Source organism: Streptomyces sp. NPDC047079, from assembly GCF_040643755.1.
In the GTDB taxonomy this organism is placed as follows: domain Bacteria; phylum Actinomycetota; class Actinomycetes; order Streptomycetales; family Streptomycetaceae; genus Streptomyces.
Genome location: NZ_JBEYUZ010000002.1, coordinates 133,413 through 148,902, shown reverse-complemented (window position 1 = coordinate 148,902; position 15,490 = coordinate 133,413). Strand labels below are relative to the sequence as shown.

The 15,490-nt window shown below is 70.0% G+C and carries 10 protein-coding genes and 1 pseudogene; 9 read left to right on the top strand and 2 right to left on the bottom strand.

Annotated features, from left to right (window positions below; all coding sequences use genetic code 11):
* The first annotated feature begins 36 nt into the window (after nt 1-36).
* The 5 genes from ABZ823_RS03175 (at nt 37) to ABZ823_RS03155 (ending at nt 8,848) form a co-directional block, all read left to right on the top strand.
* Complete coding sequence (locus ABZ823_RS03175; protein WP_361653095.1) at nt 37-2,064, top strand: thioredoxin domain-containing protein; 2,028 nt, start codon at nt 37-39, stop codon at nt 2,062-2,064.
* Between the two features lie 208 nt (nt 2,065-2,272).
* The gene (locus ABZ823_RS03170) at nt 2,273-3,550 is read left to right on the top strand and encodes a glycosyltransferase (protein ID WP_361653093.1); all 1,278 of its coding nucleotides are present in this window, start codon (nt 2,273-2,275) and stop codon (nt 3,548-3,550) included.
* Nucleotides 3,547-5,190: a phospholipid carrier-dependent glycosyltransferase gene (locus tag ABZ823_RS03165; protein WP_361653091.1), complete on the top strand. Its 1,644-nt coding sequence runs from the start codon at nt 3,547-3,549 to the stop codon at nt 5,188-5,190. Before ABZ823_RS03170 ends, ABZ823_RS03165 begins: the two co-directional genes overlap by 4 nt.
* Nucleotides 5,187-6,425: a glycosyltransferase family 2 protein gene (locus ABZ823_RS03160; protein WP_361653089.1), complete on the top strand. Its 1,239-nt coding sequence runs from the start codon at nt 5,187-5,189 to the stop codon at nt 6,423-6,425. The genes ABZ823_RS03165 and ABZ823_RS03160 overlap by 4 nt, the downstream gene beginning before the upstream one ends.
* Before the next feature lie 68 nt (nt 6,426-6,493).
* On the top strand, nt 6,494-8,848 hold the full coding sequence (locus ABZ823_RS03155) for a galactose oxidase-like domain-containing protein (RefSeq protein WP_361653655.1): 2,355 nt from the start codon (nt 6,494-6,496) through the stop codon (nt 8,846-8,848).
* Here the strand turns inward: ABZ823_RS03155 and ABZ823_RS03150 are convergent.
* Entirely contained in the window at nt 8,845-9,576 is a 732-nt protein-coding gene (locus ABZ823_RS03150) for a Mut7-C RNAse domain-containing protein (protein ID WP_361653087.1), read from the bottom strand. The two genes, ABZ823_RS03155 and ABZ823_RS03150, sit on opposite strands and share 4 nt — an antisense overlap.
* Nucleotides 9,577-9,746: 170 nt before the next feature.
* Entirely contained in the window at nt 9,747-10,460 is a 714-nt protein-coding gene (locus ABZ823_RS03145; RefSeq protein ID WP_361653085.1) for a hemolysin III family protein, read from the bottom strand.
* 309 nt (nt 10,461-10,769) lie between these two features.
* Here ABZ823_RS03145 and ABZ823_RS03140 point away from each other — a divergent pair, with 309 nt between their 5' ends.
* The 4 genes and pseudogenes from ABZ823_RS03140 to ABZ823_RS03125 form a co-directional block, all read left to right on the top strand.
* Nucleotides 10,770-12,593, top strand: coding sequence for a phosphoenolpyruvate carboxykinase (GTP) (locus ABZ823_RS03140; protein WP_361653083.1), 1,824 nt, complete (start codon nt 10,770-10,772; stop codon nt 12,591-12,593).
* Nucleotides 12,594-12,810: 217 nt separating this feature from the next.
* Nucleotides 12,811-13,755, top strand: coding sequence for a glucose-1-phosphate thymidylyltransferase RfbA (gene rfbA / locus ABZ823_RS03135; protein ID WP_361653081.1), 945 nt, complete (start codon nt 12,811-12,813; stop codon nt 13,753-13,755).
* A gap of 69 nt (nt 13,756-13,824) precedes the next feature.
* Entirely contained in the window at nt 13,825-14,427 is a 603-nt protein-coding gene (gene rfbC, locus ABZ823_RS03130; RefSeq protein ID WP_361653079.1) for a dTDP-4-dehydrorhamnose 3,5-epimerase, read from the top strand.
* 190 nt (nt 14,428-14,617) lie between these two features.
* Nucleotides 14,618-15,490, top strand: a pseudogene (locus ABZ823_RS03125) (collagen-like protein); the annotation flags it as partial.

Genomic DNA, 15,490 nt, shown 5'->3' with positions numbered 1-15,490 from the left:
TCTCCGCGGTCCGCGACGCCGTGGGAGAGTGGGGGAGTGAACCGACTGGCCCATGAGACGTCCCCGTACCTGCTCCAGCACGCAGACAACCCCGTCGACTGGTGGCCCTGGTCGGCCGAGGCCTTCGACGAGGCGCGCAGGCGGAACGTGCCCGTCCTGCTGAGCGTCGGCTACAGCAGCTGCCACTGGTGCCACGTCATGGCGCACGAGTCCTTCGAGGACCCGGAGACCGCCGGCTATCTCAACGAGCACTTCGTCAGCGTCAAGGTCGACCGCGAGGAACGCCCGGACGTCGACGCCGTCTACATGGAGGCCGTCCAGGCGGCCACCGGCCAGGGCGGCTGGCCCATGACCGTCTTCCTCACCCCGGACGCCGAGCCGTTCTACTTCGGCACCTACTTCCCACCCTCCCCCCGGCACGGGATGCCGTCCTTCCGGCAGGTCCTCCAGGGCGTCCATCAGGCGTGGACCGACCGCCGGGAGGAGGTGGCCGAGGTCGCCGGGAAGATCGTGCGGGACCTCGCCGGACGGGAGTTCCCGTACGGCGACACCCGCGCCCCCGGGGAGGAGGAGCTCGCCCAGGCCCTGCTCGGCCTCACCCGTGAGTACGACCCGCAGCGCGGCGGCTTCGGCGGCGCCCCCAAGTTCCCGCCGTCCATGGTCCTGGAGTTCCTGCTGCGCCACCACGCCCGCACCGGCTCCCAGGGTGCCCTCCAGATGGCTCAGGACACCTGCGAGCGCATGGCGCGCGGTGGCCTCTACGACCAGCTCGGCGGCGGCTTCGCCCGCTACTCCGTGGACCGCGACTGGGCCGTGCCGCACTTCGAGAAGATGCTGTACGACAACGCCCTGCTGTGCCGCGTGTACGCGCACCTGTGGCGTGCGACCGGCTCCGAGCAGGCCCGCCGGGTGGCCCTGGAGACCGCCGACTTCATGGTGCGCGAACTGCGCACGGCCGAGGGCGGGTTCGCCTCCGCGCTCGACGCCGACAGCGACGACGGAACCGGCCGGCACGTCGAGGGCGCCTTCTACGTGTGGACGCCCGCGCAGCTCGCCGAGGTCCTCGGCCCGGAGGACGCCGAACTCGCCGCCGAGTACTTCGGCGTCACGCAGGAGGGCACCTTCGAGCAGGGCGCCTCCGTGCTCCGCCTTCCCCAGAGCGAGGGCGTGTTCGACGCGCACAGGGTCGAGTCGATCAGGCGCCGCCTCTTCGAGGCCCGGGCCGGGCGCCCCGCCCCGGGGCGTGACGACAAGGTGGTCGCCGCCTGGAACGGCCTCGCCGTCGCCGCCCTCGCGGAGACGGGCGCGTACTTCGACCGCCCCGATCTCGTGGACGCCGCGATCGGCGCGGCCGACCTGCTGGTACGGCTGCACATGGACGAGCACGCCCGGCTCGCCCGTACGTCGAAGGACGGCCGGGTGGGGGCCAACGCGGGCGTGCTGGAGGACTACGCCGACGTCGCCGAGGGTTTCCTCGCCCTCGCCTCCGTCACCGGGGAGGGCGTCTGGCTGGACTTCGCCGGACTTCTGCTCGACCAGGTGCTCACGGGGTTCACCGACGAGAGCGGGGCGCTGTACGACACCGCCGCCGACGCCGAGAAGCTCATCCGCCGCCCCCAGGACCCCACCGACAACGCCGCCCCCTCCGGCTGGACCGCCGCCGCCGGGGCCCTGCTGTCGTACGCCGCCCAGACCGGCTCCGAGCCCCATCGCACCGCGGCGGAGCGGGCGCTCGGCGTCGTCAAGGCGCTCGGCCCGCGGGTGCCCCGCTTCATCGGCTGGGGGCTCGCCGTCGCGGAGGCGCTCCTGGACGGGCCGCGGGAGATCGCGATCGTCGGCCCGGCTCTCGAGGACCCGGCGACCAGGACCCTGCACCGCACGGCGCTCCTGGGCACCGCTCCGGGAGCGGTGGTGGCCGTGGGCACTCCGGAGAGTGATGAGTTCCCGCTCCTCGTTGACCGGATTCTGGCCAATGGTGAATCGACCGCATATGTCTGCCGCAACTTCACCTGTGATGTGCCGACCACGGATCCCGAGCGGCTCCGCAGGGCGCTGAGCGGCTGAAACGCGCCATGGAACGCGTCGTTCCATACGCCTGAATTGCGCGTGTGTTCGGGGTAGATCCCTGTAGGAGGGTGACCGTTCCGAAACAAGCTATTTATCGGAAGAGCTCCCCAACTTCACAGTTCCCACTTAGTCTCTCCACGGTGAAGCGACAGGAGTGACGCGCTGTCGCGATCAGGGGGTTCTGGGGATCTGGGGGGATCTTTCCTTGCTGACGTCTGTCTTCATCGCTGCCGTTTCGCTGGCGCTGTTCTGGATGGCCGCATTCACCCTGTGGTGGCAGATGCACGCGTGGCGCACGCCCGAGGTGCTGGCCTCCACCCGGTTCCGCAGTCCGGACGGCGCCGAGCATCTGTCGTTCTCGCTGCTGCTGCCCGCGAGACACGAACAAGCCGTCCTGGACCACACGATCCAGCGCCTGCTGGAGTCCAGCCACGCAGACTTCGAGATCATCGTGATCGTGGGGCACGACGACCCGGAGACCGCCGAGGTCGCCCGTGAGGCCGCAGCCCGCGACGGGCGCGTCCGCGTCGTCGTCGACCACCACGAGAAGAAGAACAAGCCGAAGGCCATGAACACGGCGCTGCCGCACTGCCGCGGTGATGTCGTCGGGGTCTTCGACGCCGAGGACCAGGTCCATCCGGAGCTGCTCGCCCATGTCGACCACGCGTTCCGCACCACGGGCGCCGACGTCGTCCAGGGCGGGGTGCAGCTCATCAACTTCCACTCCAGCTGGTACAGCCTGCGCAACTGCCTGGAGTACTTCTTCTGGTTCCGCTCCCGGCTGCATCTGCACGCGCAGAAGGGATTCATCCCGCTCGGCGGCAACACCGTCTTCGTACGGACGGACGTGCTGAGGGAGAGCGACGGATGGGACCCCGACTGCCTGGCCGAGGACTGTGACCTGGGGGTCCGGCTGTCCAGCGTCGGCAAGAAGGTCGTCGTCGCCTACGACTCCGACATGGTGACCCGTGAGGAGACCCCCGGCTCGCTGATGTCGCTGCTCAAGCAGCGCACCCGCTGGAACCAGGGCTTCCTCCAGGTCTACCGCAAGAAGGACTGGAAACAGCTCCCCGGCCTCGGCCGGCGGATGCTCGCCCGCTACACCCTGATGACGCCGTTCCTCCAGGCCTTCTCCGGCGTCATCATCCCGCTCAACGCGGGCGTGGCCCTCTTCCTGGACGTGCCGGTCGGCGTCGCCTTCCTCACCTTCCTGCCGCTCGTCACGGCGGCGGTCACCTTCGTCTTCGAGGTGGTCGGGCTGCACGACTTCGGCAAGCAGTACGGGCTGCGCGTCCGCTTCGTCCACTATGTGAAGCTCATCGTGGGCGGTCCCTTCTATCAGGTGCTCCTCGCGGGCGCCGCTGTCCGTGCCGTCTGGCGCGAGCAGCGCGGCCGCAACGACTGGGAGCTGACCAGCCACGTCGGCGCGCATCTGCCCACGGCCGCCGTGATCCGCGAGACGCGAGAGGACGTTCCCGCGTGACCTCCACTCTTCCCGCGGCGACCGGCACCAAGGTCCCCGCGCAGGACACACCTGTCCCCGAAACCGTTCCCGTCGCCCCTCCGGCTTTCCGTTTCCGCAGCTCACGGCCGGATCTGGTGCTGTGCGGGGTACTCCTCGCGGCGATCCTCACGGTGCAGGGCTGGAACATCGCCGACTACCCGACCCTCAGCGACGACGAGGGCACCTACCTCGCGCAGGCCTGGGCCGTGCAGAGCGGCCACGGGCTCGCCCACTACACGTACTGGTACGACCACCCGCCGCTCGGCTGGATCCAGTTGGCCCTGCTGACCTGGCTGCCCTCCCGCTTCGACCCCTCACTGATGACGGTCGGCAGCATGCGGCCGGCGATGCTGCTGGTGAGCGCGGTGAGCGCGATCCTCGTGTACGTCCTCGCCCGGCGCCTGAGGCTGCCCCTCTGGGCGGCGGGGCTCGCCGTGGTCCTGTTCGGGCTCTCGCCGCTGTCGGTGGTGCTCCAGCGCGAGATCTTCCTCGACAACATCGCGGTGATGTGGACGCTCCTGGCGTTCACCCTGGCCGCGTCCCCGAGCCGTCACCTCTGGCACCACTTCGGCGCGGGACTCGCCGCCGCGGCCGGTGTCCTCACCAAGGAGACGATGCTCGTCGTCCTGCCCGCCGTCTTCCTCACCATGTGGCGCCACAGCCACCGCGACACCCGCAAGTTCGCGCTCACCGGCGCGGTCACGGCGTGCGCCCTGATCGGACTGTCGTACCCGCTCTTCGCCCTGCTCAAGGGCGAGTTGCTGCCGGGAGCGGGCCATGTCTCGCTGTGGGACGGCATCACCTACCAGATGAGCCGCGCCGGTTCCGGATTCCTCCTCGACCCGGGCTCCGGCTCGTACGGCGTACTGCACTCCTGGCTGTACTACGACCGGGTCCTGCCGCTCGGCGGTCTCGCCGGAGCACTGCTGCTCCTGCTCACCTGGCGCTGGTCGGTCACCGCACGCGCGCTGGCCGGACCGGCGCTCGCCGTCGCGATCCTCACCCTGGTCGCGATGCGGCCGGGCGGCTATCTGCCCGCGATGTACGTCATCCAGGCCCTCCCGTTCCTCGCGCTGGTCCTGGCGGGCGCCGCCGCGAGCGTCGCCCACGCGGTGCTGCACAGGCGGCGCGGCGGCACCGAGCGGCCCCACGTCACCTGGGTGCGGTACGCCGTGGCGGCGCTGCTCGTGGCCGGGGCCGGGGCGTATGTCGTGCCCCGCTGGTACGACGGCGACCGCACCGCCGTCACGGCCGACGCCAATGCCTCCTACCGGGCCGCCTCCCACTGGCTCACCAGCGAGGTGAAGGACCCGCAGGACACCCGGGTCCTCGTCGACGACGCTCTCTGGCTCGACCTCGTCCACGCCGGGTACCGGCCCGGGCTCGGCGCCATCTGGTTCTACAAGGCCGATCTGGACCCCGCGGTGACCAGGACCATGCCGCGCGGCTGGCGCGACCTCGACTACGTGGTCGCCTCCCCGACCGTCCGGCGCGACGCGGTCGACCTGCCGGGCGTCATGGCCGCGATGAAGCACTCCACACCGGTCGCCACCTTCGGCACCGGCCCCGACCGGATCGAGATCCGCAAGGTAGGCAAGGCCGCGGGAGGCGACCGATGAGCCATGAATCCACCGTCCCCGGCGAGCTGGGCGATCCGGCGGTACGCGCGGCCGAAGTGCCCGAACCGGGCGCCGTGACCATCGTCGTACCGACCTTCAACGAGTCGGCCAACATCCGCGAACTGCTGCGCCGGATCAGCCTGTCGGTACCGACCCGGCTGCCCTGCGAGGTGGTCTTCGTCGACGACTCCACCGACGACACCCCCGAGGTGATCCGCCGCGAGGCGCAGGACTGCCCGTTCCCCGTCACCGTGCTGCACCGGGACGAGCCGGCCGGGGGGCTCGGCGGGGCCGTGGTGGAGGGCATGAAGGCGGCCGGCTCCGACTGGATCGTCGTCATGGACGGAGACCTCCAGCATCCGCCGTCCCTGGTACCGGAGTTGATCGGCGCCGGGGAGCGGACGCACTCCGGGCTGGTCGTCGCCTCCCGCTACATCGACGGCGGCAGCCGCGCCGGGCTCGCGGGCGGCTACCGCATCGCTGTCTCCCGCTGCGCGACCTGGCTCACCAAGTCGCTGTTCCCGCGCAGGCTGCGCGGCATCAGCGACCCGATGAGCGGCTTCTTCGCCATCCGCCGCAGCGCGGTCACCGCGGAGGTCCTCCAGCCGCTCGGCTACAAGATCCTCCTCGAGCTGGCCGTGCGCAGCAGACCGCGCCGGGTCACCGAGGTGCCGTTCGTCTTCCAGGACCGGTTCGCGGGCGAGTCCAAGTCGACCGCGCAGGAGGGATTGCGCTTCCTGCGCCATCTGGCCGGGCTGCGCAGCGCCTCGCCGATCGCGCGCATGGTCGCCTTCGGACTGATCGGCGCCTCCGGGTTCGTACCGAACCTGGTGGGCCTGTGGGCGCTCACCCGGCTCGGTCTGCACTACGTGCCCGCGGAGATCCTCGCCAACCAGCTGGGTGTGGCCTGGAACTTCCTGCTCATGGAACAGCTGCTGTTCCGCGAGCGCCGCCGCCACCGCCTCTGGTGGGACCGGGCGGGGCGGTTCGCGCTGCTCGCCAACGCCGATCTGGTGCTGCGCATCCCGCTGATCGCACTGCTCGTGCACGAGTTCGGGACGGGTGCGCTGCCGGCCACCGCGCTGGCGCTGGTGATGACGTTCGTCCTGCGCTTCGTGGGCACCGAAGCGCTGGTCTATCTGCCGCGCCGGGGCCGGGGGGCCCGGGGCAGCGGCGGCGCCGACGAGTCGAGGCCCGCCGCGGGCGGGAGCCGTACAGCGAGGAGGACCGTGTGAAGACCGTTCGCAGACTCCGCCCACTCCACAGACGCCGGACCGCCCTGCTGGCCGTGACCGGCCTGACCATGGGCCTGCTGCTCACCTCGCCGCAGCCCGCCTCCGCCGCCAACCTCGTCAAGAACCCCGGCTTCGAGACCGCCGGCACCGACGGGATGCCGTACTGCTGGGAGAAGTCCGGCTGGGGCGACAACGACTTCACCTTCACCACCACCGCAGACGCCCACACGGGAAGCAAGGCCATGAAGGTCGAGCTGACCCGGCGCGTCGACGGCGACCGCAAGGCACTCATCACCGAGTCCGCGAGCTGCGCGCCCGTGGTCACCCCGGGCAAGCAGTACGACCTCTCGCTCTGGTACAAGTCGAGCACCCCCGACACCTCGATCACCCTGTTCCGTCACGACAAGACGGCCGGCTGGCAGTACTGGACCGACCTCAAGACGCTGGACATCAGCGCGCCCTGGGCCCGGGCGAGTGTCCGCACCCCCGAGGTGCCGTCCGGCACCGACATGATCACCTGGGGGGTCTCGGTGTACGGCACCGGGTCCGTGACCACCGACGACTACACGATGGAGCAGGTCGCCGACCCGTTGCCGCCCGCGCAGTGCACCGGGACCACGGACCAGTGCGCGAACGGCGGCTGGCAGGTCCTGCCCACGCGGAATCCCGTCCGCTCCATGCACTCCGTCGTCCTCAACAACGGCAAGGTGCTGCTGATCGCGGGCTCCGGCAACAGCGAGGAGAACTTCGCCGCGGGCACGTTCACCAGCGCGGTCTACGACCCGTCGAACGGCTCGTACAAGGTGATCCCCACCCCCAAGGACATGTTCTGCGCCGGACATGTGCAGCTCCAGGACGGGCGGGTGCTTGTCATGAGCGGCAACAAGGCGTACCCGGTCGTGGGCGGTCACGGCTACGAGGGGTTCAAGGACTCGTACGTCTTCGACCCGGAGACCGAGACCTACACCAAGACCAACGACCTCAACGACGGCCACTGGTACCCGTCGGCGACCGAACTCGGCAACGGTGACGTCATCTCCTTCGGCGGGCTGCGCGAGGACTCCACGGGCTCGGTGACGACCGAGTACTGGTCGGACAAGGACCAGCAGTGGCAGCCGCTGTGGAAGGTCAACCAGACCTGGTCGTACTGGGGCCTGTACCCGTCGATGATCCTGATGCAGGACGGCCGCCTCTTCTACTCGGGCAGCCATGTCTTCGGCAACAACATCCCGGGCACCGGTTCGGCGGTCTACGACTACGGCGCCAACACCATCACGCAGATCCCGGGCCTTCAGAACAAGGACGAGCGGGACCAGTCGGCGAGCGTGCTGCTGCCCCCGGCCCAGGACCAGAAGGTGCTCACCCTCGGCGGCGGCAACATCGACTCCAACCCGGACGCGAACCGGCTCACGGACCTCATCGACCTCAAGCAGGCCAGTCCGTCGTACGTGGCCGGGCCGCCGCTCCCGCAGGGCACGGTCGACCTCGGCAACGGCAAGGTCGCCGAGACCGGCGCCCAGGGCAAGATGTACGTCTCCGCGGTGCTGCTGCCGGACGGCAAGGTGCTGGAGACGGGCGGCGCCCTGCACAACCGGGCGAACCCGGTGTACGAGTCCTCGATCTACGACCCCGACACCAACGCCTTCGACCCCGTCGCCGCCGATCCCGAGGCCCGCGGCTACCACTCCTCGGCCTTCCTGCTGCCGGACGGCCGGGTGATGGCGACCGGCGACAACCCGGGCAACGGGACGTGGAACCACAACGTGTCGATCTACTCGCCGCCGTACCTCTTCAAGGGCACCCGCCCGACGATCACCTCGGTCATCCAGAACGAGTGGACGTACGGCACCACGCAGCGCATCACGGTCGACCGGCCCATCGCGAAGGCGGAACTGATCCGCCCGGCGGCGGTCACCCACTCCTCCGACCCCAACCAGCGGTTCGTGGACATGCCGCTGACGGTGAACGGCAACAACGTCGACCTGAACGTGACGAGCAACCCCAACCTGGCCCCGCCGGGCTGGTACATGCTCTTCGCGGTCGACGCGAACGGCGTCCCGTCGGTGGCCCGGTGGATCCATCTCAAGGGCCCGGCCGCCCTCAGCGCCCACAGCCCCTCGGCCCACGTCCACTCCTTCGCCGACGACCCGGCCGGCACGACCACCGGTCCCGGAAAGAAGCGCACCTCGCAGAAGGTCAGTACGACGATCTCCGGCTGCGACCGGCACTACGGCTCGGCCAATGTGTGCGTGCCGACCGCGTTCCCGCCCGAGGTGAAGAGGACGACGGCCGCGCGCTGCGCCTGGCTGGCGCGGAACGACTACGGCCGCCTCCGGGTCAACGGCAAGGACGACCCGCTCGGCCTCGACCCGGACAGGGACGGGCTGGCCTGCGGGAAGGGCGACGTGAAGAACCGGCGTTAGGCCCGGCTCGGGAACTCCGTCAGGGCGCGCTCCACGATGGCCTCCAGCCGGTCGTGGTGCGCGCCCTTCCAGTAGGCGCGGCCGCACGTGCGGCAGCACGCGAAGACGTCGTAGGAGCGGCGCGTGCCGTGGTGGAGCTGGTCGGCGACCTCCTCCTTCGTGGCGTCGCGGAGCAGGCCGTTGCAGGCGGTGCACCGGGTCCAGGGCCGCAGTTCGGGCGCGAACCGGTCGAGCACATCCCGCAGCTGGTCGTCCGGCCGGGTGCTGTAGACGAACGCGCCCGCCCACAGCTCACGGCGGCGCAGCAGCCCCCGGTCGCGGCTGAGCATCACCCGCTGCTCGGACGCCGAGCGGGCGGCGAGGGCCGGGTCGCCGATGTCCGTGGACTCGTAGGCCGCGTCCACGCCGAGCAGCCGCAGCCGGCGGGCCAGAGTGCCGAGGTGGACGTCCAGGAGAAAGCGGAGCGGGGCCCCGGGCACCTGCTGGGGGCGCTCCACGGGGCAGACCTCGATCCGCTCGCCGGCGGCCGGGACGTGGGAGAAGGGAGAGGTGCGGCCGTCCACGAGGAGCGCCCCGACCTCGGTCAGCGGCACCCCCAGCGACTCGACGACATGGCCGAGGGTGGAGGCACCGTCGGTGACGAACGCGGTGGCGCGCCCGCGCCGCGCGTGTGGGACGAAGAGCCCCAGTTCGGGGGCGAACTCGACGTGGATCTCGGGTCCGTTCACCGGCTCAGGATGACACGCGGGACCCGTCCCCGGCCTCCGGGTTTCGGGGCCGTGGCGCCAACAAACAGAAAGAAGATGTCAAACGCGGGTGATTGTCATTTGACGGTTTCTCGCCCCGAACGGCAACGGCCACGGCGTGGGAAGCCGTGGCCGTAGGGCGGGGCGGTGTGTCACGTGTGCTGGTACGCCACCAGGGAGATCCCCACGTAGTGGACGACGAACGCCGCGAGGGTGAGGGAGTGGAAGACCTCATGGAAGCCGAACCAGCGGGGTGACGGGTTCGGCCGCTTGATCCCGTAGACCACGCCGCCCGCGCTGTAGAGCAGTCCGCCGACGATGACGAGAACCAGGACGGCGATCCCGCCCGTGCGCGTGAAGTCGGGGAGAAAGAAGACGGCGGCCCAGCCCATCGCGATGTAGCAGGGGGTGTAGAGCCAGCGGGGGGCGCCGACCCAGAAGACGCGGAAGACTATGCCGGCCGCCGCCGCGGCCCAGATCCCCCACAGCAGCCACCGGCCCTTCGTGCCCGGCAGGAGCAGCAGGGTCAGGGGTGTGTAGGTGCCCGCGATGATCAGGAAGATGTTCGCATGGTCGAGCCGGCGCAGTACGCCGTCCATGCGTGGGCTCCAGTTGCCGCGGTGGTACAGCGCGCTGACACCGAAGAGCAGACAGGCCGTCAGAGCGTAGATGCCGCAGGCGACCCGGCCGCGGGGCGAGTCCGCGAGCGCCGTGAGCACCAGGCCTGAGACGAGGACGGTCGGGAACATTCCGAGGTGTAGCCACCCGCGTAGCTTCGGCTTGACCGGGTGGGGCAGGGAAAGCGCGACGGGACCGCGGCCTGCTGCCGGCGAGTCCGTGGGCGCGTCGGGGACTGACGCAGTCATGCGCGGCATGGTACCTACGGAACCGTAAGTTGCGGATCAAAGTGCGACCGGTATCACCCGGGCTGTCCGCCCTGCGCGGGACGGGTGTCAACGCAAAAAAATCCTTCGGCCGAATCCTACGTGGACGCAAAGAAACACGGGGACGCGTGGCGATCCTCACTCCGCTCAGGTGTGACGTCCTCTGGACAGATGGGCGAGAACGTCGGATGATCAAATGAGTGCGGTCGGCACCGGATGAGCGGCTACGAAGCATCCGGGCCGCGGCCCCCACGGGGCAACCAACAGAAAACCCCTCATCTAGGAGCGATCGTGGCGCGCGACATCGCGGCTCCCTCAACCGTCCCCACCCAGCACAAGGACCTGATCTCGTGGGTCAACGAGATCGTCGAACTGACGCAGCCGGACAACGTGGTCTGGTGTGACGGATCCGAGGCCGAATACGAGCGCCTGTGCGAGGAGCTCGTCCGCAAGGGCACGTTCAAGAAGCTCGACCCGATCAAGCGCCCGAACTCCTACTACGCGGCCTCCGACCCGAGCGATGTCGCCCGGGTCGAGGACCGGACGTTCATATGCTCCGAGCAGGAGCAGGACGCCGGTCCGACCAACCACTGGAAGGCGCCCGCCGAGATGCGGGAGATCTTCCAGGGCGAGAACGGCCTGTTCCGCGGTTCCATGCGCGGCCGCACGATGTACGTCGTGCCGTTCTGCATGGGCCCGCTGGGCTCGCCGCTCTCCGCGATCGGCGTGGAGATCACCGACTCCGCGTACGTCGCCGTCTCCATGCGCACCATGACGCGCATGGGCCAGGCGGTCCTCGACGAACTCGGCCCCGAGGGCTTCTTCGTCAAGGCCGTCCACTCCCTCGGCGCCCCTCTGGAGCCCGGCCAGGAGGACGTCCCCTGGCCCTGCAACCAGACCAAGTACATCTCGCACTTCCCCGAGACACGTGAGATCTGGTCCTACGGCTCCGGCTACGGCGGCAACGCGCTGCTCGGCAAGAAGTGCTACGCCCTGCGCATCGCCTCGGTGATGGCGCGCGACGAGGGCTGGCTCGCCGAGCACATGCTGATCCTCAAGCTCACGCCCCCGCAGGGCCAGTCGAAGTACGTCGCCGCGGCCTTCCCGAGCGCCTGCGGCAAGACGAACCTGGCCATGCTGGAGCCGACGATCTCCGGCTGGACGGTCGAGACGATCGGCGACGACATCGCGTGGATGCGGTTCGGCGAGGACGGCCGCCTGTACGCGATCAATCCGGAGGCCGGCTTCTTCGGCGTCGCCCCCGGCACCGGCGAGCACACCAACGCCAACGCGATGAAGACGCTGTGGGGCAACTCCGTCTTCACCAACGTCGCCCTCACCGACGACAACGACATCTGGTGGGAGGGCATGACGGAGGAGACTCCGGCCCACCTCACCGACTGGAAGGGCAACGACTGGACGCCGGAGTCGGACACCCCGGCCGCCCACCCGAACGCCCGCTTCACGGTCCCCGCCGCGCAGTGCCCGATCATCGCGCCCGAGTGGGAGGACCCGAAGGGCGTGCCGATCTCCGCGATCCTCTTCGGTGGCCGCCGCGCCTCCGCGGTCCCGCTGGTGACGGAGTCCTTCGACTGGAACCACGGTGTCTTCCTCGGCGCGAACGTCGCCTCCGAGAAGACCGCCGCGGCCGAGGGCAAGGTCGGCGAACTGCGCCGCGACCCCTTCGCGATGCTGCCGTTCTGCGGCTACAACATGGGCGACTACATGGCCCACTGGATCGAGGTCGCCAAGGACAAGGACCAGTCCAAGCTGCCGAAGATCTACTACGTCAACTGGTTCCGCAAGAACGCCGAGGGCCAGTTCGTCTGGCCCGGCTTCGGTGAGAACAGCCGCGTCCTGAAGTGGATCGTCGAGCGCCTCGAGGGCAAGGCCGAGGGTGCCGAGACCCCGATCGGCGTCCTGCCGACGAAGGAGGCGCTGGACACGGACGGCCTGGAGCTGTCGAAGTCCGACCTGGAGTTCCTGCTCACCGTCGACAAGGACGTGTGGCGCGAGGAGGCGGCCCTGGTTCCCGAGCACCTCAACACCTTCGGCGACCACACCCCGAAGGAACTGTGGGACCAGTACCGCGCGCTGGTGCAGCGCCTGGGCTGATCTCCCGAAAACTCCGCGGCCGGTCCGGCACTGCCCTGACCTGCGATGTCGTCACGAAGGCCGGCCGCGGTGACAGCACCGTGTGGCACCGGGCCGGGGCCCGCACCGTACAACGGCGTACGGGTGCGGGCCCCGGCCCGGTTCTCGTATATCCCCGTACACACCGGGAAGAGCGCGGAAAACGGGCAGTTATGGGCAATTCACCTATGGTGATGCCATGCGCGGAATTCTGTTGGCCGGGGGAACCGGCTCGCGACTGTGGCCGTTGACCCGCTCGGTGTCGAAGCAACTCCTCCCGGTCTTCGACAAACCCATGGTCTATTACCCGCTTTCCACACTCGTGATGGCGGGGATCCGGGAGATCCTGGTCATCACGACACCCGAAGACCAGTACCAGTTCAGCCGGTTGCTCGGCGACGGCAGTCAACTGGGCCTGCGGCTCGAATACCTGGCGCAGAAGCGTCCGGAGGGCATTGCGCAGGCCTTCGTACTGGGAGCCGACTTCCTCGGCGACGAGCCCGTCGCCCTGATCCTGGGCGACAACATCTTCCACGGGAGCGGCCTCGGCACACGGCTGGCCCGCCACGACGACCTGACGGGCGGCAGGGTGTTCGCCTACCCGGTCGCCAATCCGTCGGCCTACGGGGTGGTGGAGTTCGGCGAAGAGGGCCGGGCCCTGTCCATCGAGGAGAAGCCGGCCCGGCCCAGGTCCCGGTACGCCGTGCCCGGACTGTACTTCTACGACCACCGCGTCGTGGACATCGCCCGCGGCCTGCGGCCCAGCGCCAGGGGCGAGTTGGAGATCACCGACCTCAACCGCGTCTATCTGGAGGCCGGGATGCTCCACGTGACCCGGCTCGACCGGGGCACCGCCTGGCTGGATACCGGTACCTTCACGTCCCTGGTCCAGGCCTCGGAGTTCGTGCGGGTGATCGAGGAACGCCAGGGCTACAAGGTCGGTTGCGTGGAGGAGGCGGTCTGGCGGGCCGGCCTGATCGACGACGACCGGCTCCGGGAGCTGGCCCAGCCACTGCTCAAAAGCGGATACGGCCACTATCTGCTGGGGCTGCTGGAAGACGCCCGGGGCCTGGTCGGGCCTCAGCGGGGCAGCGGTTCGCGGCCTGGGCAACTGCTGTCCACGGGCCTGGGCGCGCCCGCCTAAAGCCCCGCGGCGGATGTCCCGAAGAGAACAGGGACCGACCACAGCTGCGCGGCGGAAGGAAGCGGGCGCGTGCGAGCACTGGGCATCGAAGGGGCCTGGGTGGACACACCCAGGGTGTTCACGGACGACAGGGGCAGATTCCACGAGTGGTTCAAGGCCGAAACGTTTCACGGCTCCACCGGGCAGGGGTTCGGGCTCCGGCAGGCCAACTGCTCCCGCTCCGTCCGCGGCACGCTACGCGGGATCCACTACGCGGCGGTTCCGCCGGGACAGGCCAAGTACGTGACCTGCGTCAGCGGCGCGGTCCTCGACGTGGTGGTCGACATCCGCACCGGCTCCCCGGGGTTCGGGACATGGGAGGCGGTGCGGCTCGACGACACCACGCACCGCTGCCTGTACCTCTCGGAGGGGCTGGGCCACGCCTTCATGGCGCTGGAGGACAACTCCACCGTCATCTACCTGTGTTCGCAGCCCTATGCCCCGCAGCGGGAGTTCGGGATCAACCCGCTCGACCCGGCCCTGGGCATCGCCTGGCCCGACCACCTCGCACCGCTGCTGTCCGACAAGGACACCATGGCACCCACGCTTGCGGAGGCCGAGCGGCAGGGCCTGCTGCCGTCCTACGAGGAGTGCGACGCCTATCGCAGAAGTCTGGTGACGGCGCCTGCATGACAGCCGCGCGGGTGATCTTCGCCGGTGACACGGAGTGACGGGTAATCAAAACGTGACAGAGCGTGAAAGATGGCCGCGTCCGTGGCCACGGGCAACGTGAGCGCCCCCAGTGCGTGCGCTTGCGGTGTGGTCACTCCACGTTTCGTGAGGAAGGTTCTCAGTGAGCCGTAGAACTACCCGAAGTTCACGCGTGAAATCCGCCACGATGGTCTCGGCCGGCGCGCTTGCCGTCGTGCTGAACATCGCCCCGAGCACAGTCGCCGTCGCCGACGCCATCCACCGGTCCGGCGCGGGCAGCAGTGTGGGGCTGCCGGGCCCGAACGGCGCCATGGGTGCCCACCATCACAAGATCGGGGGCAAGAGCACCACAGCCCGCGGCGCCGACCGCGCCGGAGACCCGAGTCCGCCGAGTGCGCACGACCATGACGGCCATGACGGCCATGGCGGCGGCGGCCCTGCGGGTCCGCAGGGTCCCCCCGGTCCGCAGGGTCCGCAGGGCCCTCCCGGCGGCGGCGTTGGCGGCCCGCAGGGGCCGCAGGGTGCCACCGGTACCCCCGGTCCGCAGGGCATCCCGGGTGCGCAGGGTGTCCAGGGCGCCACGGGTGCCCAGGGCTCCCAGGGCTCCCAGGGCTTCCAGGGCACGCAGGGTACGCAGGGCACGCAGGGCACCACCGGTGCTCCGGGCCCCCAGGGCTTCCAAGGCTCGCAGGGTACGCAGGGCACCACCGGTGCTCCGGGCCCCCAGGGTTTCCAGGGCTTCCAGGGCACGCAGGGTGCGACGGGCACGCCCGGTCCGCAGGGCGTCCCGGGCTCGCAGGGTGCGACGGGTGCCACCGGTCCGCAGGGCGTCCCGGGCTCGCAGGGTGCGACGGGTGCCACAGGTCCGCAGGGCGCCCAGGGCGACCCCGGTGTCCAGGGTCCGACGGGTGCGACCGGCCCGACGGGTGCCACCGGTCCCCAGGGGACGCAGGGTGCGACGGGTGCCACCGGTCCGCAGGGCGTCCCGGGCTCGCAGGGTGCGACGGGTGCCACAGGTCCGCAGGGCGCCCAGGGCGACCCCGGT

Excerpts from the sequence above, each read along its gene's own strand:
- rfbA (WP_361653081.1), top strand. The coding sequence starts at position 12,811 with ATGCGCGGAATTCTGTTGGCCGGGGGAACCGGCTCGCGACTGTGGCCG.
- ABZ823_RS03145 (WP_361653085.1), bottom strand. The coding sequence starts at position 10,460 with ATGACTGCGTCAGTCCCCGACGCGCCCACGGACTCGCCGGCAGCAGGC.
- ABZ823_RS03155 (WP_361653655.1), top strand. The coding sequence starts at position 6,494 with ATGGGCCTGCTGCTCACCTCGCCGCAGCCCGCCTCCGCCGCCAACCTC.
- ABZ823_RS03160 (WP_361653089.1), top strand. The coding sequence starts at position 5,187 with ATGAGCCATGAATCCACCGTCCCCGGCGAGCTGGGCGATCCGGCGGTA.